Origin of the sequence: Clostridium sp. AF23-6LB, assembly GCF_003461085.1 — a bacterium.
In the GTDB taxonomy this organism is placed as follows: domain Bacteria; phylum Bacillota; class Clostridia; order Lachnospirales; family Lachnospiraceae; genus Coprococcus; species Coprococcus ammoniilyticus.
Map to the genome: position 1 here is coordinate 542,507 of NZ_QTWK01000002.1, position 25,835 is coordinate 568,341.

At 41.1% G+C, this 25,835-nt stretch carries 18 protein-coding genes and 1 riboswitch; of the genes, 11 read left to right on the forward strand and 7 right to left on the reverse strand.

Annotated features, from left to right (window positions below; translation table 11 throughout):
* Positions 1 to 121: 121 nt before the first annotated feature.
* Positions 122 to 292 (reverse strand): 4Fe-4S binding protein, encoded by a 171-nt coding sequence (locus DWY07_RS06815; RefSeq protein WP_004852414.1) that lies wholly within the window; start codon positions 290 to 292, stop codon positions 122 to 124.
* A 250-nt stretch (positions 293 to 542) separates the two neighbouring features.
* Here DWY07_RS06815 and DWY07_RS06820 point away from each other — a divergent pair, with 250 nt between their 5' ends.
* A complete protein-coding gene (locus DWY07_RS06820) occupies positions 543 to 764 on the forward strand; it encodes a DUF1858 domain-containing protein (RefSeq protein ID WP_021944218.1) in 222 nt (73 codons plus the stop codon).
* Between the two features lie 100 nt (positions 765 to 864).
* Here the strand turns inward: DWY07_RS06820 and DWY07_RS06825 are convergent, their stop codons facing one another.
* Together DWY07_RS06825 and DWY07_RS06835 are read right to left on the reverse strand one after the other, a co-directional pair.
* Entirely contained in the window at positions 865 to 1,722 is an 858-nt protein-coding gene (locus DWY07_RS06825; RefSeq protein WP_117822533.1) for an adaptor protein MecA, read from the reverse strand.
* Positions 1,723 to 2,304: 582 nt separating this feature from the next.
* On the reverse strand, positions 2,305 to 3,111 hold the full coding sequence (locus DWY07_RS06835) for an N-acetylmuramoyl-L-alanine amidase (protein WP_021944216.1): 807 nt from the start codon (positions 3,109 to 3,111) through the stop codon (positions 2,305 to 2,307).
* A gap of 110 nt (positions 3,112 to 3,221) precedes the next feature.
* A riboswitch (cobalamin riboswitch) is annotated at positions 3,222 to 3,369 on the forward strand.
* Positions 3,370 to 3,445: 76 nt separating this feature from the next.
* On the opposite strand from DWY07_RS06835, the gene DWY07_RS06840 reads away from it, so the two are divergent.
* Positions 3,446 to 10,252 (forward strand): DUF4430 domain-containing protein, encoded by a 6,807-nt coding sequence (locus tag DWY07_RS06840; RefSeq protein WP_181983892.1) that lies wholly within the window; start codon positions 3,446 to 3,448, stop codon positions 10,250 to 10,252.
* 163 nt (positions 10,253 to 10,415) lie between these two features.
* Positions 10,416 to 10,769 (forward strand): hypothetical protein, encoded by a 354-nt coding sequence (locus tag DWY07_RS06845; RefSeq protein ID WP_117822534.1) that lies wholly within the window; start codon positions 10,416 to 10,418, stop codon positions 10,767 to 10,769.
* A 337-nt stretch (positions 10,770 to 11,106) separates the two neighbouring features.
* On the opposite strand, the gene DWY07_RS06850 is transcribed toward DWY07_RS06845, so the two are convergent.
* The 3 genes from DWY07_RS06850 to DWY07_RS06860 are packed head-to-tail and all read right to left on the reverse strand — an operon-like array spanning position 11,107 to position 14,248.
* A complete protein-coding gene (locus DWY07_RS06850; RefSeq protein WP_021944213.1) occupies positions 11,107 to 12,168 on the reverse strand; it encodes a hypothetical protein in 1,062 nt (353 codons plus the stop codon).
* Complete coding sequence (locus tag DWY07_RS06855; RefSeq protein WP_117808582.1) at positions 12,161 to 13,582, reverse strand: HAMP domain-containing sensor histidine kinase; 1,422 nt, start codon at positions 13,580 to 13,582, stop codon at positions 12,161 to 12,163. Before DWY07_RS06855 ends, DWY07_RS06850 begins: the two co-directional genes overlap by 8 nt.
* A gap of 12 nt (positions 13,583 to 13,594) precedes the next feature.
* Positions 13,595 to 14,248: a response regulator transcription factor gene (locus DWY07_RS06860; RefSeq protein WP_117784708.1), complete on the reverse strand. Its 654-nt coding sequence runs from the start codon at positions 14,246 to 14,248 to the stop codon at positions 13,595 to 13,597.
* Between the two features lie 538 nt (positions 14,249 to 14,786).
* Here DWY07_RS06860 and bioB point away from each other — a divergent pair.
* The 4 genes from bioB to DWY07_RS06880 all read left to right on the forward strand — a co-directional run bounded on the left by bioB (position 14,787) and on the right by DWY07_RS06880 (position 17,790).
* The gene (bioB, locus tag DWY07_RS06865; protein WP_117822535.1) at positions 14,787 to 15,782 is read left to right on the forward strand and encodes a biotin synthase BioB; all 996 of its coding nucleotides are present in this window, start codon (positions 14,787 to 14,789) and stop codon (positions 15,780 to 15,782) included.
* A 156-nt stretch (positions 15,783 to 15,938) separates the two neighbouring features.
* Entirely contained in the window at positions 15,939 to 16,514 is a 576-nt protein-coding gene (locus DWY07_RS06870; RefSeq protein WP_021943113.1) for a hypothetical protein, read from the forward strand.
* Between the two features lie 19 nt (positions 16,515 to 16,533).
* A complete protein-coding gene (locus DWY07_RS06875; RefSeq protein ID WP_117822536.1) occupies positions 16,534 to 17,052 on the forward strand; it encodes a hypothetical protein in 519 nt (172 codons plus the stop codon).
* A 21-nt stretch (positions 17,053 to 17,073) separates the two neighbouring features.
* Positions 17,074 to 17,790, forward strand: coding sequence for a response regulator transcription factor (locus DWY07_RS06880; RefSeq protein WP_117808584.1), 717 nt, complete (start codon positions 17,074 to 17,076; stop codon positions 17,788 to 17,790).
* A 71-nt stretch (positions 17,791 to 17,861) separates the two neighbouring features.
* Here the strand turns inward: DWY07_RS06880 and DWY07_RS06885 are convergent, their stop codons facing one another.
* Positions 17,862 to 20,459 (reverse strand): GH25 family lysozyme, encoded by a 2,598-nt coding sequence (locus DWY07_RS06885; RefSeq protein WP_117822537.1) that lies wholly within the window; start codon positions 20,457 to 20,459, stop codon positions 17,862 to 17,864.
* Between the two features lie 224 nt (positions 20,460 to 20,683).
* On the opposite strand from DWY07_RS06885, the gene DWY07_RS06890 reads away from it, so the two are divergent.
* The 4 genes from DWY07_RS06890 (at position 20,684) to raiA (ending at position 25,752) form a co-directional block, all read left to right on the forward strand.
* Positions 20,684 to 21,592 (forward strand): hypothetical protein, encoded by a 909-nt coding sequence (locus DWY07_RS06890; RefSeq protein WP_117822538.1) that lies wholly within the window; start codon positions 20,684 to 20,686, stop codon positions 21,590 to 21,592.
* A 41-nt stretch (positions 21,593 to 21,633) separates the two neighbouring features.
* Positions 21,634 to 23,370, forward strand: a complete 1,737-nt coding sequence (gene pyk, locus DWY07_RS06895) for a pyruvate kinase (RefSeq protein WP_117822539.1) — start codon at positions 21,634 to 21,636, stop codon at positions 23,368 to 23,370.
* Positions 23,371 to 23,543: 173 nt separating this feature from the next.
* The gene (locus DWY07_RS06900; protein WP_173783995.1) at positions 23,544 to 24,914 is read left to right on the forward strand and encodes an NlpC/P60 family protein; all 1,371 of its coding nucleotides are present in this window, start codon (positions 23,544 to 23,546) and stop codon (positions 24,912 to 24,914) included.
* Positions 24,915 to 25,224: 310 nt separating this feature from the next.
* Positions 25,225 to 25,752: a ribosome-associated translation inhibitor RaiA gene (raiA, locus tag DWY07_RS06905; protein WP_021943120.1), complete on the forward strand. Its 528-nt coding sequence runs from the start codon at positions 25,225 to 25,227 to the stop codon at positions 25,750 to 25,752.
* Positions 25,753 to 25,835: the final 83 nt, after the last annotated feature.

A 25,835-nucleotide genomic window follows, 5' to 3' on the forward strand; every position in this document is an offset into this window, starting at 1 on the left:
AAAAAGATATACAGAAAAACAGATCCGTCGGAGGACATCATTGTTTTTCTGTATAAGACAAAAAGAAAAGCTGCCGATTCCGGCAGCTTTTCTATATTATGATAACAACGTTCTGTGTGGATTACTCCTCTGAAATTGTTCCAACAGGACATGAACCTGCACATGCACCACATGAAATACACTGTGAACCATCAATAACGAAAACACCACCGTTATCGCTAATAGCTCCAACAGGGCATGAACCTGCACATGAACCACAACCGATACATGAATCACCAATTACGAATGCCATATGATTGTCCTCCTTTTAGTAATAATAATCACATCTCGTTACCTATTTTAAATCAAAAAGTTTCTTATATCAAGTGAATTGAGATGATTTGTAAAAAATTAGTTCCTGCTAACTTGAGTCTGCCTATCTTTTTCCTATAAAGGGATAGACATTTAAAAATGTGTATACTATAATGGTGAAGATATTTTTAAAATCGAAAAATGTCATATCAGATTAAGAAAGATTATAGGAAACAGGAGGAAATATACACATGGCAAAGATCAGTAAAGATATGCTTATAAATGATATTTTAGCAGTAGATGCAGGAAATGCAGCAATTCTTATGGCAGCAGGTATGCATTGTATCGGATGTCTTGCAGCAGCAGGTGAAACTCTTGAGGAAGCAGCAGCCGTTCATGGTCTGGATCCGGTAGAGCTTGAACTTGAGATCAATGACTACCTTGCAAAGAAAGAAGAACAGGCACAGGCATAATTCATATAGAATATGTATCTGGCCAGACGAAAAATACGGCGGAATCCAATGAAAAAAAGGATCCGCCGTATTTGTTTTGTCAAATCAGTTTTCTTAAAAATTACAGAGCAGACAGAGTCTGAACTGCTTCCTCTTCAATGATCGTTTTAAAATGCTCTTTGAAATGATATGGCATGGCATCTGTTATTTTCTGTGCTGTGCCGTATTCTCCAAGAATGTAACATACCCGGTTGAATTCGGGAATAGTATTCTTATCATTTGTAAATAACAGATAAAAACGTTTATTAACCGGATTCTTATAGAGTGTGTTGCTGCTGAAGTAAAAACTTGCAACCTGTTTGGATGCGTTGATAACGGTATTTAACGAGTCGAATACAAGCAGTCTCGTTAAAGTCTGTGGAGCATCCTCTTCCTGTTGTGTCTGTTTTACAGGTGCTTTTGCGCTGGATGGAATATCGGTTGAAATCTCGATATTCTTACCTGCAAGACCTGTCAGATTATTTACAAAACCTTCCAGAGCATTAAAAATTGCCTCCGGAATCTGGGATTCATCGCCATTTATACCGATATCGATATGACCGGATATTACATTATCATCAGATGGGGGATAGTCCTCATCTTCGTATTCATCATCCATATCATCGTCATAATCGGTGTCGCCATCGTCATTATTTCTGGTAAATCTGGAAAAACGTGTATCCAATTCTTCCGGATCTTCTACCTTTGTGACAATTAAAATAAGACAATCTGATGAAATCGGTATAGCTTCGATCATCAGTGGTATATCATCAACCTCAAATCCGAGTTCGTTTGATGCCTGCTGCATCATCTCACGAAACAGTTCTTTTGCTTTTGGAGATCCATAAGCCAGCTCGGAAATCTTTAATTGTTTGTCTGCTAAATCTGCTTTATTCAAAGTACATCTGATCTGATTTTCACTTAAGCGTTCAATCTTCAATAGAATCACCCCATTTCTGATAGAATACCCATGAAGGGTAGAAAATAAGTCATACAATTGTGTATTAAAACGCACCTATAGTTTACCATATTTAACTGACAAGTAAATAGGATATAATGTGAAAAATTCAAAAATAATTTATAAAATCCTGTCGAATATGAATAAAAAATAATTCCACAGTATAAATTATGTATATATGGATCAGAATGTGAAAATGAGCAGAATAGGACAGAAAATATCAGAAAAGATTAATTTTTCATAAAGTGATTGGCAGGCGTACAAATATAATGTAATATAAGAGCAGACATCTTATGAACCCTTCATCGGTTCGCTGCAGACAGATTCCGGTCTGCATAATTCCGTTTCTGGCAGACAGATATTGCTTATTACATATAGATATGAAAAGAAACACGAAAACAATGGTGTATTTGTGCCATTGGTTTGTATATAAGATTAATATTGACACATCACAGCACGAATATGTAAAAAAGCAAATGGGAATAAAATGAAAAAATGTATCGATAAAAAAGAACCGTTACATTCATGCACAAAATAACAGTGGCAGGGGTTACAGCCCCCTGCCTATTCTGTGCCCGCCTGGATATGATTAACAAGCCCATCTGCGATCGCAGCGGCAACCTGTTTTTGATAGTCTGGAGTATTTAAACTGCTGCATTCATCCGGATTACTTAAAAAGCCACATTCAACGATAACAGCAGGACAGGGGCTTTTTTTCAGAATAAGATAGTCCAGATTACCTTTGACCGGACGCTCATTATCAGAATCGAGGATCGCATGGATCGAGGCCTGGATTGATTTTGCAAGCTGTTCACCGTCTGAAGAATTCGCATAGTAAAAAACCTGAGCTCCATGTACGGAAGAATCAGAAAAGCTGTTCTGATGGATACTGATAAAAAAGTCGGAGTTATGGGATGCCACAATCTCAATCCGATGATTCAGATCGGATGTCTTTAAGCTTTCGGCAGTTTCTGTATTCAGTGAGGAGTCATCCGTTCTGGTCATATAGACTTCAAAACCGAGAGAATCCAGAATCTCTTGCAGATAAGAAGCAATCTGAAGATTAATGTCCTTCTCCTTTGAATCGTTAATTCCTATTTTCCCAGGATCGTATCCGCCATGTCCGGCATCGAGTGTGATAATATAGCCGGAAAATGCAGTTTCTGTGGTGTCACTTTGTGTTTCGTCATTTGGATCAGACTCTGAATCTCTGACACCCGGCAGCGTGGCTTTATTATCCAGATCGGACTGAGGTGATTTTGACGATATTGGATACAATAGCAAAAATACAGAAAGAGAGCAGATAAATACAAGGAGTAGAAGAAGATAACGATTTAGTTTTGGAATAAGAGACCGGAGTTCAGGTTTCATAAAAGGATCACCTGTCAGAATTCTTCTTTCTATAAATATGCAGAAACATTCCGGTCAATGCCTGTGGATTTTGTTGACATTCCGCATACAAGGCTATAAGATAAACTATGTATGTTCTATATTGGATCTGCTCGGACGTGTCTTTAAATGTCCGATCAGGGGGAAATTCGGTGAGAATCCGGTGCAACCGCCATTACTGTGTTAAGATCATAAGATGGTCTTTCAGTCAGAATACCCGCAGATTTATTCTACATACAGCTTTTGGGCGAGGGAAAAGCAAGATTTAATTCCCAGCTTATAAAAAATATACAATAGAAGAAAGGAATCGAAACGAATGAAACGAATCAGGACACTGGTGCTTTCGTTTTTATTTGCGTGCGCAGTTTTATTCGTGCCATTTGCAGTAAATGCAGGTTATGGTATTCAGAATGTTGCGGCAGCGGAAGAAGATGAAAGTACGACCGATTATAGCACAAAATATGTTGTGCTGTCTCTTGAGGGCTTTACGATCGGACAGGGATTTTATATCACACCGACTCGTATGTCTTATGAAGAGATTGGAAATGTCTGGAAACAGGAAGGGATAGACATTGATCTGTCTAAATTGACCGTTTCACAGGCAACTTATGCATTTTTCAAGAAAGCAGGACTTCAGACAGAGCCTGCAGGATCAAGTGCCTATAATGACAGCAACTTTTATCTGGCAAATATCAAAGGCATTGATAAAGGAACTGTAAAAGTTCCAACAGCACTCTTGGATGCATATAAGACACGTAACAATGGAAATGATCTGGAACTGGAGGAGAAGACAGGTACAGACCTTGCAGAACATGATTACACATCATGGTCCGGCTGGATGATCACAGTTGATAATGTGCCTTGCAATACAAGCGCAGGCGCATATCTTGTAGATCAGGGAACCGGAGCAAATACCAATGTTCTCCGTTGGCAGTTTACACTTGCCGGTTATGGAGCAGATATTGGATGTGGATTTGAAGGCTATGAAGCATATTATGTAACCCAAGACAAGACAGAGTTATATACACTTTATGCAGAGAATGAAGAAGAGATCGCAAAGGATGCCTCATTAAATGCGGAACTTCAGGCAGTTATGGCAGATCTGGATGCATCAGCAGATGATGTGGCAGCTGCTGTAAAGAAGATCAAAGCATTAGGAGAAAAACAGGTATCGATCAAGATGAACAGCAGTGTTCCATATATGACACTTACAGATGCAGATGGAAATACAGTGGCGGCTGGAGATCCGGATAGTAATTATGTATACACAGTGAAGCTTGCAGAAGGTACTTATCGCTTATCAACATATAAAATGAGTGGTATTAATAAAGTTGATATGGGTTCAATTGATCTGATCGTAACCGATGAAGCAGAGCAGTCATATGCAGTATATAGTCTGTCAGGTATTGCATGTACAAATAAGGATGCCAGCAGTGGAAAATTTTGGCAAGAAGGAGAAGATTTTACTTTTAATGTAAAGGTAGTATCTCCAGATAATGTTGATCGTCATGCTACACTTGGTTTGATGCAGGCGGAAACAAGTCAGAAAGCAGCTCAGTATGCAGTGCCTTTTTATTATGCGGATATGGTATCTGTAACTGTAACACCTGAGGGAGACCATGCACAGAATTATATAGAAAAGACAGTTTCAAAAACACTTACAGCAAACAGTTCATATGGGTATTCGATCAGTGCACCGGAAGCCAGAAAAGTAAGTGTGACATTCCCGGAAGGAGCAGAGCTTAGACTGGGAACATTGTCTACATATTATATTTATAAAGATGAACCGGGAACAAAGATAGAAGCCAAAGAGCCGGGATATGAGACATATGAATTTACGGTCGGAGCTGGTATTACATATTACTATCGTGTGACAGGTGCCGGTGGTGTTACCTACTGGGATTGGTTCTCTACCAATAAAGATGCAGATTATATGGTTAGTAAGGCGGATATGTATATCGGGGATGACTCTTTTAATCCGGATACTATATATCATGATATGTCTCAGAATAAGTATGATGTAGCAGATATTTATCTTACATCAGATGAACATGGATACCTTTCTATGAAGAAGGGTGAGACATACAGTCTGGAATGTTTCCGTAATTGGCAGGCGATCGAAGGTACTTCGAATGCTAAGAGTGCAGAACCGGATTATCATTACACGGTTATTGATGAGAATGGAAATCCATCAAATGATGTGATCACAGTTACACCGGGAGCACATTCAGAAATAGCGGAGATTCAGGCGAAATCCGAAGGAACAGCAATTCTGCTTGTGACCTACGATGCACAGATTAATATGCAGGGATATACGAAGTATACCAAGTTTAGTGCAATATGGCCTGAAAACACCGGTGTTGTAGTGGTTACTGTTGATAAGGATGGCACAGCTATTCAGACCAACATGACCATAAATGAAGGTAAAAATAAAAAAGAGGAAAAAGTAACTGGCGACAGACTGGATGCACAGTTGGATGTTCTTTATTATGAGGCAGGAACAGACGGAGCTGAGTATACATTTACACCGGAGAGTGGAGTATCCGTATCTGTCCTTCGTCCGGAGATCATAGACAATAAGCTGACATACGGCGGATTTTCTGCAAAGAACATCACAAGAAATTCAGATGGCAGTTATACAGTCGCAGGGCTTACAGAAGGACCAAATATTGTTAAAGTTACAAAGAATGGTGTCAGTACTTATCAGGTGATACGTGCAAAAGAAGTTGCAGTATCATACAAATATAAAGATGCAGATGGAAATGAAATAACCGCAGATGAATTGACAGCGGGTGATTCCATTGAGATCAGCTATGGAGAAAGAAGTGAAGACGGTAAGCGTTCTTATAATGGCTTATACAATCCTGCCAGTAAATTAGCAGGTGTGTATAATATGGATGCAGCAATCTGCTTTTTTGACACAACAGGAACAGAATATGTTGGAAAACTAAACCAGTATATGTTTGCATCAACACCGGCTTCACAGACGATTACGGTTACGATCCCGACTTATTTTGCAGGTGATACATTCCGTCTGACAGGATGTCTGAAAAACGGAATAGGTGGATGGAGTGCTTATGGTTCACCATACGGTTCTCATCGGGCAGTTCGCCATGACACAGGTGTACCGGTACAGATGGCAGCCAGCCGTCATACCGCTTATATGTGTAATCTTCCGGATGTAGAATTCAAGCTTGTAGCTTCTGATTTCGTACCGGTAACATTGAATATAACAGACAGTCAGACGAAAAAACCGGTTACAGATTATACAATTCAGATCTTAGATGAAGATAAGAAAGAAACAAAAGTAACGGATGGAGTTTTCAAGGGATTTGTAGGAAAAACATATTCATATGTCATTTGTGCATCAGGTTATATATATAAGACAGGAACGATTGAGATTCCGGAGGATACAGACAGTATTACAAAGACGATCCGTCTGACACCTGCCGATGCTCAGGCGTGGGATGGACAGACTATGACTGAACCGAAACAGTCAGATGGTGTATACCAGATTGGAACCGGAGCAGAACTTTACTGGTTCGCAAATGAAGTAAAGACAAAATACACGATCAATGCGGTTCTGACTGCAGATATCGATCTTGCAGGATATAAGTGGATCCCTGTCAAACCGAATAGTTCAAGTTATGGTTATGCAGGAACATTTGATGGACAGGGGCATACAGTCAAGAATCTGTATGTGGACAATGTTCAGGATGCAGGTTTATTCGGATCAGTAACAGGTCAGATCAAGAATCTGACAGTAGAAGGAAATATTTCTGCAAGCACAGCAACACATGCCGGCGGAATTGCAGGTATGCTTAAGGAAAATGCAGGAAAAAATGTATTGATCTCAAATTGTGTTTCAAAGGTTAATATCACATTTACAGGAACTTCAAATTATGTTTATGCAGGTGGTATCGTTGGATATTGCGGAGCAAATTCAGATACCAGTACAAATGTGATTGACAACTGTAGCTATTACGGCACGATCACTGCTAAAAATGGCAGTTGCGCAGGTGGTATTCTTGGTGCAATGACAAATAGAAATGTTACAATCAAGAATTCCTCAAATTATGGAACGGTTATAGCAAAGAATAACGTAGGTGGTATTCTTGGTATTCATAATGAAGCCAGTTCAAAAGCACCTGCCGGTAAGATCATTGACTGCTATAATGCCGGTTCAGTATCAGGTCAGACAAATGTAGGTGGAATTGCCGGATGCTTTAAAGGCAAGGCAGCAAACAACGCAGGTGTAGAGATGTCAGGTTGTTATAGTGGCGGAGAAATTCTGAGCACCAGCCAGACAAAGGAACAGACAATATTTACAGGACAGTCAGCATATATGACATTATCTGATTCGGTTTATTCATGTGCAGATGAAGCAAGCAGCACATTTACAGAGGATCAGGCAGTATATGTATCTCCTGCTGATATAGCAGCAGTAAAGAAGCTGACAGCAGAAACAGTTTCAAAGAAAGCTGATAAGGATACGCTGGATCGTATAGCTCCAGTTATCAATGTGCTTGCAAATGTTCCGTTATCAGCAGAAGATCAGACATTTGTAGATCTTTATAAAGAGTTACAGGCAGCGGTTGCTGATCAGAAGCATGTTAAAGTCGGTGTATATGACTATACAGCAACAGCAGCGGGAATTAAGGGTGCATCTGAAAATGGTGTGATCCTTGATGATGTAGAAGTTGATGCAGCGACTGCGGTGGATGCTGTTGAGAAGGTGTTAAAGGAGAACAACATTCCATATGTTCTGGCAGATACAGGATATGGACCATATATGGAATCCATCAATGGACTGACAGTTCAGGCTGAATATACGATGTCAGGATGGATGTTCTCATACAACAAAGATGATTTTTCCAATATGGGCTTATCAGCTACAACGATCCAGGATGGAGATGTATTAGAATTCCACTATCAGCTTACAGGTGGCGATGTTGCATCTGCATATTCAGGTCTTCCAACATTGAAAGAGCTTATAATTGGAAGTAGTCAGATGAACTTTGAGGTATCATCTACATACGATGCTCAGTGGAATCAGATTATTACTTATAGGATGAATGGAGAAGAACTTGCCGGAACCGGTACAGAGAATGATCCATTTATTGTAAACGTAGATTTATTCAAGGACACAGACCTTACAGCTCTGCCAGTCAGCTACAAGACAGAGGCAGATTCACATTATGTAACAGTTGATGGACTTTCCGATGTTATGGATCTGACAGATGGAGTGCTGTGTCATGTAACATCCGGAGCAGGAAGAACTGCATGGTACAAGATCACTGCGACAGCAGAGACAGAAAAGGCATTGACAGATGCAAATACAAAGGTAGTAGTTGCAGATGCAGTTTATACCGGAGAAGAATTAAAACCGGAAGTAAAGGTATATGTAAACGGTAATCTGATAACAGAAGAAAACTATGATGTCGTATTTGAAAATGCGCAGAATGCCGGAATAGCTACTTGTACGGTAACAGGTAAGGGCGAATTCTCCGGACAGGTTCAGACAACCTTCGAGATTAAGAAAGCAGAACAGCAGATCACAAATGTACCGGAAGACCGGAAGGTCGTATACGGACAGCAGACAGATATCGAAGTTGCAGCAGAAGCAAAGACAACTCCTGTATTATCATCTGATAAAGAAGATGTTATATCAGTAACAGAAGATGGCAAGCTTCAGATCAATGGTGTCGGAACAGCAGTTATTACAATTACAGCACCGGAGAGTGACAATTATCTGGCAGCTACAGCTTCCTTTAAGGTTACAGTTATGGGAGATCTGAGCAAGGCAACAATTGCTCCGGTTGCTTCTGTAGAATATACCGGAAAGGTGATCGTACCGGAACTTACAATCACAGATGGCACATATCAGCTTGTAAAGGATGTTGATTATACGGTTTCAGGACAGCGTGTATCTGTCGGAAAGGCTACAGCAACGATTCGTGGAATCGATGGAAGATATGCAGGTTCACAGACAGTTACATTTGAAATTGTGAAGGCAAAACAGGAAATCCAGGTTGCATCTAAGAGCATAAAGGTAACAGAAGGTACAGATCCGTTTGTTCTTGCAGCCGATGGTCATGGTACATTGACATTCGTTTCATCGGCACCTGCAGTTGCAGAGATCGATGATACAGGTCTTGTAACAGTAAAGGCAGCAGGATTTACAGATATTACGATCAAGACTGCCGGAACAGCAAATTACGAAGCTGCAGAAACAGTAGTTCGTCTGACTGTTAAGAAAAAGGCGGATACAGAAGATCCTGATAAGACAACAGAAGATTCTTCTGATTCAACTACAGAAGAACCGACAACAGAGAAACCAAGTACAGAAGAGCCAACTACAGAGACTCCGGATCAGAAGGTTACACTGACTGCCAAAAACACTGTTGTAACAGTTCCAAGTGTTACATATACAGGTAAGGCACAGAAACCGGCTGTAAAGGTTACAGTATCCGGCAAGGCATTATCAACCGATGATTATTCTGTAGCATATTCAAATAACAAGAATGCAGGAATCGCAAAGGTAGTTATTACCGGTAAGGGCAACTATGCCGGTAAAGTAGAAAGCACATTTGTGATCAAGAAAGCATCACAGACGATCCAGAAGCAGACAGTATATGCATACAGTAAGTATGTGAAGATGAAGGCTTCTGCAAAGGGCAAGGTTACTTATACATCTTCTAATAAGAAGATCGCAACTGTAAATAAGAAGACCGGCTTTGTTACCGCAAAGAAGCCAGGTAAGGTACAGATCAAAGTAACAGCCGCAGCAACAGCAAATTACAAGAAGAGTACAGGAACGATCACCTTGATTGTTGTACCTGCAACACCGACTGTAAAGAAGGCTGCTGCATATAAGACCAAGGCAATCAAGGTTTCTTACAAGAAGGTATCAGGTGCAAGTGGTTACCAGATCACATATGCAACAAATAAAGCATTCAAGAATGCAAAGAGTACATATGTAAGCAGCAAGAAGTCAAGTGCTGTGATCAAGAACCTGAAAAAGGGTAAGAAATATTATGTCAAGGTAAGAGCATATAAGAAGATCAATGGAAAGAAGTTCTACAGTGTTTACAGTGGTAAGACATCTGTAAAGACAAAATAATAAAAAAGATACATGAAGCCGTAAGGTGATATGTATTACGGACAAACATTGATCTGTCAGTAAAAGGAATACCGGCTGCTATCCGGAAGCGTTGTGAAACGAACGGATGGCAGCCGGTATTTGCAATATACCGGGAAACATTGTATGGTATAGAAGATAATCTATGAAGACAGATACAGCATATAGCTGTAGGGAAATACAGGAAAGAGGAAAGCTGATTATGGCAGAAAACGATCTGACAAAAGAAAACTGTATGGAAATGCTGCGTGATGCATATAAACAACTGGAACGGTATCCGAAAAAATCAGACTTCACGGTGGAAGAGGTTGCTGCGGTCAAATCCTATTTTGGCCCCTGGCCAAGGGCACTGGAAGCGTGTGGAATACTGCCGGATCGTTCGGCGGAACGGGAGGCAGCAAAGCTGCAGAAACGGATTGCTGCGAAAAGGCGGCAGACACAGTATAAGCTGGAACGTCAGGGCAGATTAAAAGAGCAGACAGATGATAAGAAACAATGAAAAACTCCAGATGCCGGGAAACGCATCTGGAGCTAGTCTGAAATATGAGGGGGCTCAAGAAATCACAGGATGGTACCTTTGAGCAAAATGGCAACAAACAAAATAAAACAACATGTGGCAAAGATACCAAACTTAACTTTGAGATAATTGCAGCGTGTAAAAGACCTCTCTGTCTTAAAAAATGTGCTGCGCTCAATCCTGTTCTGTTCTCTGCTTGAATACTTCATAAGCACCATCCCTTGTCTTGATGATGTTACTATAAAGGATGGATGCATCATAATTTGCAAAAAAATGCATCTATTCTGCATATTTCTTCTAAAGAAGTATTAAGCATCTGTTAATTATAAAAATATCGATTCATCTGGTAGAAGAACAATCCGTTTTTCATATAAAAGTTGTATTCTTCTGTTGTATCGGCTTCTAATTCCATACTAATCTCAGTAGTGTAAGTATAATAGGTATGAGCGGTCAGAGGTGTTCCTGTCAGCTTTTCAAATAACTGCAGATCAGAATCCGGTATCTCTGTTGGAGTCATACCTGCACCGTTTCCGGATCCTTTCTCAAAGCTGAGCTCATAATAAGAGACTAATATATCGTATAGAGTGTCAAAACAAGTGTCACTGAACGTAGTTGAATTACCGACATGGCTTCCTAAAAAGTTATACAGTGGAAGTATATAATCATTGTAATATTCCAGTTCTACCAGACTTTCTTTATTATAGAAAGTGTTAGAATTAGGGTCCAGATTCATTGTAAATGTAATCAGTTTGTTCGTGTCATAATCCAGAAAACAATTCATTTCAAATCCAAAATAGTAGATATTAACCACCCATATCGTAAAACTGCGGTAAGAATTTTCGTCTGACGTTGCAAGATATTTGGATATATACATCTCATAGATACCATTTACAGTGAAATCACAGGAGAAATAATCAGAGAAATACGATGTCAGTTCATTTACGGTTACATCATGGATCTCACTGTAGGAATGTTTGTCCGTATAATCAAAGTTTAGATCGGTGTAATAACATTCTCCGTTTATGATGTTGATCTTCTCAAGCAGTGTCAGTTTATTTGTTACATCGAGATTGTTCGGACTGATCTCATGGCTGGATACGGAATTCAATGTTTTCCTGTCCTGAATACGAAAATACAGATTCGAGGCAATGATACAGATCACAAAAATTGCAATGCATATTATAAACCAGAGAAGATTCTTGTATAGGAAATGAAGAATACCGCGTGCTTTTCCGGTATGTTCGACAGAGGGAACAGTACCTTCTTCACTCTCATTTATCATATCATTTACTTCTGATTCAGAGATATCATCGTCTTCCTTATGGGCAGCGGTCAGTTCATAGGAAGCAATGACAGATTCTTTATTTTCTTCGTTACTCATGATGTGCCGCCTCCTTTATATTTGGTAATGTAATAGTGACAACCGTACCGCGTCCGACGGCACTCTTGTATTTGATCTTAGCCTGATGGATCTCTGCAATCTTGCTGCAAATAGCAAGTCCGAGTCCGGCTCCGCCCTGCGCACGGGATCTGGATTTGTCGATTCGGTAGAAAGCTTCACTGATTCGTGTGATTTCTTCCGGTGGCATTCCCCGTCCGTTATCTTTGATAATGATTACATAATTATCATCCCTTACAGTTCCGGCTACATGGATAAGACCATTGTCGTCGATCGCTTTTCTGGCGTTATCAATGATATTGATGATCAGAGATTGAAAGAGGTCGATGTCCATCATACAGCAGCCCTTTCGGCAGCTTGACTTTAATGTGATATGTTCCTTTGCCAGCTCCGGCTTCATAACATTGATCACATTCTGGATCGCGAGGGAAGGATCGGTCGGTGTTAATATGGTTTCCTGATTTTTTACAACCAGAAGATCCAGTAATTTTAAAGATAAGCTCTCCAGACGTTTTCCTTCTGAGAAGATATAGTTGGCTGCTTCATTTGTTTCGTCTTCACTCATATTCTGGCTTCGCAGAAGATCGGCATAACCGATGATCGAAGTCATTGGGGTCTTTAATTCATGTGCGAAGCTTCCCATAAACTGTTCCTGTTTTTCCATAGAGAAATGAAGTTCTGAGATGTTATCTTCGATAGTATCTGCCATGTTGTTGAAATCATTTGCGAGTGCCTCGATCTCATCGCCGGAGTGGATGTGCAGACGGGCAGAGTAATCACCGTGGGAGATATGCTGCGCAAGTGATGATAATTTTTCCAACGGCTTTGTAAGCAGGCTGGCTGCGATCATGGATGTGATACTTCCGACAACGAAGATCGCGATCAACAGCAGACGGAATGTATTCTGTTCCTGCGCACGAGCAGCATACACGGAAGTGATGTCATAGACAATGTCCATCTGTGAGATGTCCAGATTTTCTGTATTGATATCCATGGAACTGCATAATTGCAGATAGTAGTTATTATTTTCTCTCCAAATGATCGAATTACAGGTATTTTCATCCGATGGTTTCATTTCTTTATATGTAAAGGATGAATTCATGATGCTTACGACTTCCATATCCGAATTTCGAAGAATGATATTCTTACGGTTGGAGTTTCCCTGAGCTGAAAGCTGGTTAATGATATTAGACATGTCGATATAAGATGATACAGAATTTGTATCAACAGCAATCAGCAGAGTACTCTGAATACTCTCATAATTTTGCAGGTCACTGTCGATGGTGGAAGATAACGAGGTTTTGAATGATCGGTGGATCAGCATGGTTCCTCCGAGACCGAAGGACAGTCCCAGAAGTGCAACCATACATAATACAAGTTTATGCTTAAATTTCATAGAAACTCCTTTTTAAATCTCCAGACGGTATCCGATCTTGTTGATGGTCTTTAAGCAGTCTTCCAGTCCGAGTTTTTTTCGCATACGTTGGACATGAAGAGCAACCGTCCGGCTGTCACAAGGATAGTCACCACCCCAGATACGCTCATATATCGTTTCACGATAGAGCGCAACTCCCGGATTTTGTGCAAATAACAATAACAGCTCATATTCTTTGTTCGTCAGTGGAATCTCTTTTCCATTTTTTGTGACGCTCATCGCAACTGTATCAATAACAAGATCGCGGACGGTGATCGTTGTATTCAGCTTATTATATCTCCGGAGAACAACTTCAATCCTTGCAAGAAGCTCAACAATCTCAAATGGTTTTACAATATAATCCTCGGCTCCCATCTTCAGACCCATGACACGGTCGTTCAGGGAGTTTTTTGCTGTAATAAAGATAACCGGTATTTTTAATGGTTTGATATATTCAAGAACATCATAGCCGGATGCACCCGGAAGCATGATGTCGAGCAGAACCAGATCAAAAGGGGTTTCTTCCAGTATGTCTGCGGCAGCAAGTCCGTCATAAATACAGGTACAGGAATAGCCTGCCTTTGTCAGACTCATTTTGATCAGGTTTGCAATAGGTTTTTCGTCTTCAACTACTAGTATATTAATCATAGATATAACCTCCAAAGGGGTTCGCCTTCCAATGACCCCATACCTTGTAATTCTACTATATTTTACAAAAACTTGAAAGAGAATAATGCCGAAAAAAAGAGATTTAAGGTTTCGCCCGGCTCCTCCCGGTTGTGTATTGCCCCGCTTCATGTCTGCCCCTTCCGGCTGGATTCTTTGCATATAAACTCGCATATTTTCTATGAATTGTACCTGTCTTATTTGCTCATGCTCCTGCGCAAACTCGCCTTCGGCTCAAACATGCACCCGCATTCGCTGGCAAGGTACAAGTTCATAACGAAAATATTGCTTTATGTTTATATGCAAAGAATCCAGCCGGGAGGGGCAGACATGAAGCGGGGTAATATACAGCCGGTAGTGGGCAGGTGCGAGGACAAGCCGGGCGTGGCAATGCGGAACATTGGGTAGTTCACAAGATGTTATTTAGATGGTATATTAATAAGGAATTGGATGAAAAACGAACACGCTATGTGTTTTATAGAAAAGGGCAATATTTCTTAATAAAGGACAATGATGAATTATGACAAAGGATGAACTTCAGAGATTGGAACATAAGATAATGGATGGATATCGTATCAGCAGGGAGGAAGCAGAGCGGCTTATCGATGCAGATCTGTCAGAACTTTCTGAAGCGGCAGACCGGATCCGACTGCATTTCTGTGGAAATGTCTGCGATGTCTGTTCTGTGGCGGCTGTTAAGGTTGGACAGTGCGGTGAGGACTGTCTGTACTGCGCACAGTCAACCAGAGCAAAGGAGAAGGTCCCGGCGGAATGTGTACTGGGTGAGCAGATCCTGACCGATATAGCGGTTCAGGATAAGAGCCGTGGTTCTTACCGGTACGGGCTTGTATCTGTTGGACGGCGGCTGTCGAAACGGGAGGTAGCACTGGCAGTTCAGAATGTGGAGGATATCAGGAAGACAGCAGATATCCATGTCTGCGCATCTCTTGGTATGCTGGATGAGGAGGATTTCATAAAGCTTCATGAAGCTGGTATGACAATGGTTCATAATAACATGGAAGCATCGGATGCGTTCTTTAAGACCTTGTGCACGACGCATACATCAGATGATAAGAGAAAGAGTATCCGTGCAGCCAAGGCGGCTGGTATGAAAGTGTGCAGTGGTGGACTGATCGGACTGGGAGAGACACTTTTGGATCGGATCGATCTGGCATTTTCGTTAAGAGAGCTGGATGTGGACTCGGTTCCGATCAATATGCTGAATCCGATTCCGGGAACGTATTTTGAACATCAGGAGCCGATGAAGCAGGAGGAGTTTCTCCGGACGGTGGCTGTTTTTCGTTTTATCCTTCCGGATACCTTTATCCGTCTGGCGGCAGGCAGAGCCTATTTGCCGGATAATGGCAAGGCAGCTCTTCGTGCCGGGGCAAATGCCGTGATCAGCGGTGACTTTCTGACAACGACCGGAATCACATTTGAAACTGACCTGCAGATGATCCGTGAACAGGGATACGAGATTGGAGCACCAGAGCCCGGCACCCGCATGGACTTTTAAAATGAAACTACCGGTTGTTGAATTTTCTGAGAGAAACATATATTATGAATATGATTGGAACATAGAATCAGGTTTAAATGTGATCAGGAAAATTATTTAGATATATTTAATTGAAAATCAGGCGATTTTAATAATATAGAAAGAAAGAGGTACAATATGAATATTTATGACAGAATGATGGCGATAGGAACAAAGATGACAGAGATGGATGCATCGACATATCAGGGAGCATTTATCGGCAAGATCTCATATATGGCAGAGAAGGAACAGGCTGGACAGGCAGACAGTATCCGCTATGAATTCGGGGCTGTAAAGGAGAATGCATTTATGTACATCCTTCCGATCCTCGGTTATGTGGATGGTGTAGAGACACCGGTAGAGAAATTTACCGTGACACTTGTAAAGCCATCCGATAAAGAGAAGGAATTGAAGCGCGTAGAGGCTGCATCATATGATAATGCAGAGGAGTTCCACACATTTTCAAAAGAAGAGGTTTACAGCTTCAGCAAGGAGACAGGTGATCAGAATAAGATTCATCTGACCGATCATCCGGTTGTTCAGGGTATGTTGCTTCTTCGCACAGCGGCTGTAAAATCAGAGGACGTATCCAGAATTGATGTTAAATTTGTAGAGCCATCTTATGCAGAAGAAGAGTTAAAGTGGGCATTTGACGGAAGAGATCATGTGCTGTTCGCAGATGGTTATGTAAAAGCGACGTTCCGTATCAAATAATTGCTGGCATGGAGGGTGTATGAAGGTAAATAAATTCAGCCTGACGTATCTGGCTGGGATGGTTATGATCCTGATATCCGGATGTTTCCCATTCCTGGGATACCGGTTTACTATGAAGGATTATCAGGATGTAAAGGAATGGTTTCCGCTTTTAAATCTGAAAAAGCTTGCAGACCGTTATCAGGCGATGGGAGATATCAATCTGTTTGTCCGGATATTGCCTTATCTGGCAATCCTTACCGGGATAGCGGGAATTGTACTGGTTGTGATCTATCTGCGTGGAGACCGGGATACCTGGGACATCTTCAATCTGATGTTTTTTATACCGGCTGTTCTTTCCGGTATTGAATTATTCCTGCTGACACACAGTAAGACGATTCGGGCGATTCATGGGATTATGGAAGAAACAACACGCAGTATGCAGGAAAATGGCTATAAAGGCTTTGCAGGATACCGGATGGGCTTCTATCTGTTTCTGGCAGGTATCATTATCAGTCTGGTCAGTGCGGTGTGTTTCTTTGCACTGGATCGTGAATAAAATAGAACAGGGGTGTGAGAAATGGCAAATGAGAAGATCCTGTTAGTTGAGGATGATTTTGCTTTGGCAATGGGGACGGAATATACATTAAAGACAGAGCATTATGAAGTGGTGCATGCTTCGGATCTTAAGACTGCGAGAAAGTGTCTGCAGCCGGATATCGATCTGGTGCTGCTTGATGTTATGCTGCCGGATGGAAATGGTTATGATTTCTGCAGAGAGATCCGTGAGGCAGATAATTATGTTCCGGTCATATTTCTTACAGCAGTATCAGATGAAGTGAATCTGGTACAGGGACTGGAGCTTGGTGCAGATGATTATATAGCAAAACCATATCGGGTAAAGGAACTGCTGACACGGATCTCTGTGATCCTGAGAAGACAGCGGTATAACAATATCAAAAAAACAGATTTGGAAAATGAAGCAGGAGAAGATTTCATTTTCGGACACACCAGACTAGATAATAAACAGTATAAGATCTACCGGAATGAACGGAATATCGACAGTACACCAAGTGAATTTCGTTTGCTTCGGGAACTGACGCTTCATGAGAATCAGGTTATGACACGGAGACAGTTGATCGAACGGTTGTGGGATGTCGATGAGTCATTTGTGGATGATAATACCTTGTCGGTATATATCAAACGATTGAGAGATAAGCTGGAAGAGGATTCGGCATATATCCGTACTGTCCGGGGGATTGGTTATATGTTTGTTCCGGACTCAGCAAATAAGTAAAAACAGTAATAGAAATAAACGGCAGGAGTGCTTGGAATGCATTCCTGCCGTTTGCTATATATGGTTATTACTTATTTCAATTTTACATAAGCGGCTGAAACATAGCCGTTGTAGGTTCTGCCGTCCTTTGTGAAGGAAATCTGATACCAGTCCTGATATAAGCCTTTGAGTGTAAGCTCTGTTCCATAAGAAACTGTCTGAATAATATCATATCCGGTTCCGGGACCTTTTCTTACATTTAAGACACTGCATATAACCCGCATCTTCTGGCTGCCTTTCTTGCTAGCGGTAAGTGCAGATCTGGTTCCCTTGTAAGCCTTTCCATTTGACTTGTTGTAGGCAACGATGCAATAGCTGTATTTGGATGATCCGGCTTCATTGATAATATAGGAAGAAGCGGCGGAGTTGGTGATCGTTTTCAGCTTTGTATACTTCTTTGTTTTATTTGTATAACGATAGATATAATACCCATCTGCATCTGTCTGAGCCTTCCATGTCATTAACTGCTTGGAACCGTAGCTGTTTACAGCTACTCCTGTTACCTTTTTCGGTGGGATCTTAACGGTTATCGTAGCTGCATCACTGATCGAAGTAGCACCGTTTCCGCGGTAATAGGTTTTAACCTTGAATTTATAGGTTCCGTTTGCGGACAGTCCCTTCTGTGTCCAGGAAGTCTTATCGGAAGATAATTTTGCAATCCGTTTCCAGGAAGAACCTGTGGTTCCGTTTTTCATATAAACAAGATAACCTGAAATATTCTTAGAAGATTTCCAGGAAATACTTACAGAGTTATTCTTGGATGGGATAACGGACACGCTTCTGGCATTTGCTGGTTTTGTCATAATAGATACTGTTTTGGAACGATCTGTACGGACATTGTTGCCGGATTTCTTGTAGTAAGCAACAACACAGTATTTGTAAATGGTATTGCCACTTAATTTTTTATCTGTATATGAGGTTGTGTTTTTATTTGTGATCGTTTTAACGCGTACCCATTTACCATTGTCGTTTAAACGGTAAACGATATAGCCGGCAACATTTATCTGACCATTCCATTTAACGGTTACGGTATTCTTTGTAGAGGAAGCAGTTACACCTGTGGCCTGTCCGGGACGGGTGTTTCCGTTTATGGAAGAGGAGTATTTGAAAAATGCGCGGCGGCTGCCTTCTTCAAAGTAAGCACGCACTTTATAAGTGTAAGTTGTTCCGCTTGCCAGCTTGGTATCTGTGTAAGTATTGTTTTTGGCTCCTTTTACATAAGCAACGGTTTTGTATTTACCGGTTGCCGGATTAAAACGTACGATGTGGTATCCGGAAACTTCGGTCTGCGGAGTCCATTCTAAAGTAAGAGAATCCTTTGCCCGTTTGGCGATTGAAACTTTATCAATATTCTTTTCCTGTGTAGCGGCATGAACGATATTGGACTCTCCACCGTTGTAAGCACCGGAATTTGTTCCGTAGAACGCAAGTACCTTGTAACTGTATAAGGTTTCTACCTCCAGACCCTTGTTTGTAAATGAAGTATTGCTTGCACCGACTGTCGTTCCGACATGCTTATATGTATTTGTGCTCTTGTCAAGACGATAGATCTTATAACCATATACATACGGTACTTTATCCCATTTCAAGGATACCTTCTGCATGGAAGTCGAAGTGATATGCAGATTCTTAACGGCTTCCGGTTTTTTGATGTACCGGAAATTCATATCAACATTACCGCTGATGCCGGCTACAGAGCCGGAAGATGTGTACTGCCAGTAGGAATATTTACCTTCGTAAGATGCATGCACACTGTTGGTTACAGAATCCCATCCCGGATATTGGGCGAGCCAGATCGGGAACCGTTTTGCCAGTACATCTGCATATACATCATCTGTGAGTAAAGATTTATTTGCATAGACCATAGCGGTGTAATTATTCTTCTCTACCTCTTCACAGAAAGCAGTACAGATCGTAGTTGCGGCAGCAGGGCTTAAGTTTGCCCGTGCAAGTCTGCCGGAATGATTGATGTAGTATTCGTAGTCCATAACAACCGGAAGCTTTATGTTATAGCCCTTGATCAGCTTCATGGTGTAGTTGGCCTCTGCTCTTGCTTCGGCCGTTGTGATCGCCTGGGAATAGACATATACGCCGACATCCAGTCCTGCGGCGAGAGCACCTTCGATGTTTTCCTTATATAATGCGTCTGCTTCCAGCACACCGGATTCTGTGGTACGGAGTGCGACACGGATCAGAGCAAAATTAATTCCGTCTGCCTTGACCTTCTTCCAGTCGATATTGCCCTGCCAGCGGGAGATATCAATACCATTTATAATGTCATAGCCCTTGAACTGTGCATCATGGGCATAGATGCTGGTATCAATGGAAGCCAGAGAAGGATTCTTGATGCTGTCAGATTTTTTCTGAAGCTCCTGAATTGCCTGTGGATCTTCTCCGTATTTTTTATTGATAAGGGCAATCTGTTCCTTTGTTAATGAAGAACTGTCAAATGTTCCTGTTTCCACCATTTCATCAATTTCGTCAGCATATGAAATGCTGGATGACTGGGTAGAAACTGTTGTGTACGCATATTGTGACTGCGCATAGGCCTGACCGGCGATCTTAGGTGCGCTGAAGATCGTGAGACCGGCGACAGCACTGCACAATACCGTGGTAATAAGTTTTTTCACGATAAGCAACCTCCAATTTTTATTTATCCTTAACTAATTTATAATATTTTTTTTTCATATAAATGTCAATAATCTGGGGAAATTTAAGAACTATGAAAAAAACAGGTAAAAGATCAGATAAAATCTTTACCAGAAATTTGCACAAAAAAAGCATTTTTGTAGTGCCAAGTCAGTCGATGACGTGTTATAATCAACACGGTAATAAAAAATGAAAGGAACATCATATGGAGAAAAAAACAAGATTTTTTGGGGCATTAGGCGGTATGTTAAAAGGACTGGTCCGCCCGGCAGAATATATTAAGACAGGAAAAAGTGCAACATGGTTTTCCATCCATTTGTTGGTGATCCTTGTATGCGTGATTCTTCCGACGTTAGTATTTTATATGCCGGTCAGCAAGAGAATCGGATATAACCGCCTGGCAGATGCGATCGATGACAGAATTGCATATTTCAGTGTAAGTGAAGACGGATTTTATTGTAAGAAGCAGTATGAATTAAAACGTCCGGGAGAAGCATATATCAGAATCAATTCTACGGATTACGATACGGAATCAGATGAGATCGATGAACTTCTTGAGGTTGGACATTATAAGACAATGGTAGTGGTCAGCAATCAGGAGATTCTGCTGTACAGCGATGATTCACCGACCAGGATCAGTTGGAACAGTGTTTATTCGCACCTGCGTTCGATCGAGAAGCGGGATGTATATGATAAGGATACATTATTAAATCTGACAAGAAAATATGATACTCCGTTATTGATCGGGATTACACTTGTGCTGGCGGTATTGCTGATATTTGTCTACTATGTCGGGACCCTGATATGGGGATTTATCATAAATGCACTCAAGCATGTATTTGGTATCAGTGATGAGATCGGTTTTTCGGATATCGTAAAGGCGTCCACACTTATCAGAACTCCGTGGTTTATAGCGGCGATCCTGATCGCAGGATTTGTATTAAAGGGACAGTTTGTATTTATGTATATTCTGTGTGTGATCATAACATTTGTCTATCTGATCGCAGCAGTCAAATTATATGCAGATGAGATCCTACGGATACCGGAGAAACCGGAAACAAAAGCAGGAGAACAGGAAGATCATGTGCCGGATGAAGAGTATTATGGAGACTGATAATAGTTTCTTAGTATAAAAACAACAAATTAGGAGGCATTATGCGTAAAACTAAAATTATATGTACATTAGGGCCATCAACAGATGATGATGATATTTTGAGAAAGCTTATGATCGAGGGAATGAATGTTGCCCGATTCAACTTTTCACATGGAGATCATGCACAGCATAAACGCAACATGGAACGTATCATGAAGTTCAGAACAGAGCTGAACCTTCCGGTTGCAACACTGCTGGATACAAAGGGACCGGAGATCCGTGTAAAAGATTTCAAAAATGGAAAGATTGAACTGAAGCCGGGGCAGACATTTACACTTACAACCGATGAGGTTGAAGGTGATGAGAAGATGGTTTCAATCACATATAAGAATCTTGTAAATGATGTAAAACCGGGAAATACGATACTGATCGATGACGGTCTGATCGAGATGACGGTAGAGCAGGTATCCGAGAATAAGATCGTCTGTCGTGTAGTAAATGGCGGTCCGGTATCCAATCGCAAGGGCGTAAATGTACCACGCGTAAATCTGTCCATGCCATACATCAGTGAGCAGGATCGTGCAGATATCATATTTGGTATTGAGAATGACTTTGATTTTATTGCAGCGTCCTTTGTAAGAACGGCAGATGATGTATTGGAGATCCGTAAGATTTTAGATGAGCATGGCTGTGATAATATAAATATTATTTCCAAGATCGAGAATATGCAGGGTGTGGAAAATATCGACGAGATCATCCGTGTATCAGATGGTATCATGGTAGCACGTGGCGATATGGGTGTAGAGATTCCGTTAGAGGATGTTCCTGTAATCCAGAAAATGATCATCAAGAAGGTTTACAATGCAGACAAGCAGGTTGTAACAGCAACCCAGATGCTTGATTCCATGATCAAGAACCCAAGACCGACAAGAGCAGAGGCAACAGACGTTGCAAATGCAATCTATGATGGAACCAGCGCGATCATGCTTTCCGGTGAGACAGCCGCAGGCAAGTATCCGGTAGAAGCACTCCATACCATGATTAAGATCGCAGAACGTGCAGAAGAAGATATTGATTATACAAAACGTTTTTATGAGAGAGGAAATATCCAGAATCCGGATATCACCAGCGCAATCTCCCATGCAACCTGTACAACAGCAATCGATCTTGGCGCAGCAGCGATCGTAACCGTAACAAAATCAGGAAAAACAGCCCGCATGATTTCTAAATACAGACCGAAATGTCCGATCATCGGATGTTCACCGGTTGCAAAGGTATGTCGTCAGTTAAATCTGTCATGGGGCGTTCAGCCGCTTCTGATCGCAGAGGAGAATAATACGGATGATCTGTTTGAGCATTCTGTAGAAGCTGCGAAGAGAAATCATTACATCAAGGATGGAGAGATCGTTGTTATCACTGCCGGCGTTCCGCTTGGTGTTGCCGGAACAACCAACCTGATCAAGGTACATGTTGTTGGACATATCCTTGTAAAAGGTACTTCTGTAAACGAGAAGTCGGTATGTGCTCCTTTATGTGTAGCAGAAACAGAAGAAGATCTTCAGAAAAATTATAATCCGGGAGATATTATTGTAATGAAAGAGACCAGCAATAATATCATGGAACAGTTAAAGACTGCATCTGCGATCGTGTGTGAAAAGGATGGGAAAAATTCACATGCTGCGATCGTAGGCCTCAGCCGTGATGTTCCGGTTATCATCGGAGCAAAGAATGCGACCCAGATATTAAAAACAGGTGCCATCGTTACAGTAAAAGCCAAAGATGGAGTAGTTGTTTCTTAAGTTTGTAACAAATGTAATAAATCTTAATTTTAAAAAAACGCTGAAAAACAAGCAAAAACACGGGAATGCCATGTTGACAAGCATTTGAATTGTTGTTATAATGAACCAGAAATGTAACAATTTCGTAACAAATGTTTGATGACATGGCATTTCCATGTCAGGGAGGTAATAAGATGTCCAAAGGAACCAGAAAGATATCCGTTGCGGTAGTAACAGTCAGTCTGGCAGCTACAACGGCATTTGGCGTGATCAAAGCAAATAACATATATGATGATTCAACGATCGGACTCTCATCAGCGCTTGACAGATATGTAGAATCTGTTCAGCTTGAAACGGCTTCAGCCGGAGATGGAAGTACACCGACGGATGCTTCTTCTGAAACAGTTAAGACAGAAACAGCAAAGACTGAGACAAAGAAGACATCAAAAAAGAGTACCAAGAAAGAAGAAAAAACAACAGAAGCTGCGACAGAGGAAACGGGAGCGGCAGAGGAAACCTGTAAGTATCCACAGTTTGAAGGAAAGTGTCTTACAACTGTAACGGATGAGGTTAATATCCGTGCTACAGCAAGTGTAGACGGTGAACTGGTCGGAACACTTGGAGCAAATGGTATTGCCCTTGTAAAGGAAAAAGGTGATACGTGGACAAAGGTTGCATCCGGTAGCTGTGAAGGATACATAAAGAACGATTTCCTTGTATATGGTGACGATGCAGGTGCTTATGCAGAAGAACATTGCAGCAAGTTGGCAACTGTTACAACAGAAACCTTGAATGTACGTGCCGAGGCAGATGCAGACAGTGAATGTCTTACAATGATCCCTGGTGGAGAATCATATTCAGTAATCGGTCAGGCAGATGGCTGGACAGAAGTAAAGGTTGATGATGAGACTGCCGGTTATGTAAGTTCGGATTATGTTGAAATTTCATATAATACAGTAAAGGCTATCTCGGTAGAAGAGGCTGAAGCTGCAAGAGCAGCAGAAGAGGAAGAATTGAGAAGACAACAGGAAGAACAGCAGAAGCAGCAGGAGGAAGAGCAGCAGGCAACAGAAACCCCTACGGAAGCTTCGACGGAGACTCCTACAGAAGCACCAACTGAGACACCAACAGAAGCCCCTACGGAAGCACCAACTGAGGCTCCTACGGAAGCACCTTCTGAGGATCCGGTGCCATCCAGCGGTTCAACTGGTGTAGACCTTGCAAATTATGCATTACAGTTTGTTGGCAATCCTTATGTATATGGCGGTACAAGCCTTACAAATGGTGCTGACTGTTCAGGATTTACATTATCCGTATATGCACACTTTGGAATTTCACTTCCACATTCCGCAACTGCTCAGTCTTATTACGGAACAGAAGTAAGTCTTTCAGAGCTGGAACCGGGTGATCTGTTATTCTACGGAACAGACGGAGATATCGGACATGTTGGAATCTATACAGGTGGCGGCATGATCGTACATGCAAGTACAGAAGCAACAGGAATCAAGACATCTGTATATAATTACAGAACTCCGATCAAGGCAGTCAGACTGCTTGGACAATAAAGGATAAACAGAATAGAAGAAAAGTCGGTACATGGTGAGTGAACAGGTTCTTGTTTCTCCCGGTATGTATCGGCTTTCTTTTTTGCATTCGATGAATACAAGACTGTAAATTAAGAAAATATGGGAGATAGAAAAAAGATACATATGCATTTGTGTAGTTTTCATAAATTATATAAAATAGTTGTTAATTTGACTAAAAAATGAAAAACAAACGGTTTCCTTTTGTTTAAAATGACTTGAAAAAATGGTGGTTTATGTTATAATAAGATTATCAATTCGGGGACACCCGAAAAAGAAGGAGTTGGGCAACATGAATTACATAATTAGTGGAAAAAACATCGATGTTACTGAAGGTTTAAAGAATGCAGTATATGACAAGCTGTCCAAGCTTGAGAAATATTTCGCAGAAGATGCTGTTGCACAGGTTACATTTAGTGTAGAGAAAGACAGACAGAAGATAGAAGTTACGATCCCTATGAAAGGACATATCATTCGTGCAGAACAGGTAAGTGATGATATGTATGTATCGATCGATCTTGTGCTAGAAGTAATCGAGAGACAGGTGAACAAGCATAAGAAGAAATTGATCGACAAGGAGCAGAATGCAGCATATCTCCAGAATTCATTTGTAGAAGAAGAAACAGATGAAGATGATGAGATTAAGATCGTTAGAAGCAAGAGATTTGCAGTAAAGCCTATGTATCCGGACGATGCATGCATCCAGATGGATCTGCTTGGACATAACTTCTATGTATTTAGAAATGCAGAGACAGAAGAAGTAAATGTTGTCTACAAGAGAAAGGGTAATACATACGGATTGATCGAACCAGAATTTTAATCTCGTACCTGCTGAGCAGGGACAGATATTTTCAGAAGCTATAGTCTGAAGAATGTCTGCCTGAGATTTTCGGATAAAAAGAA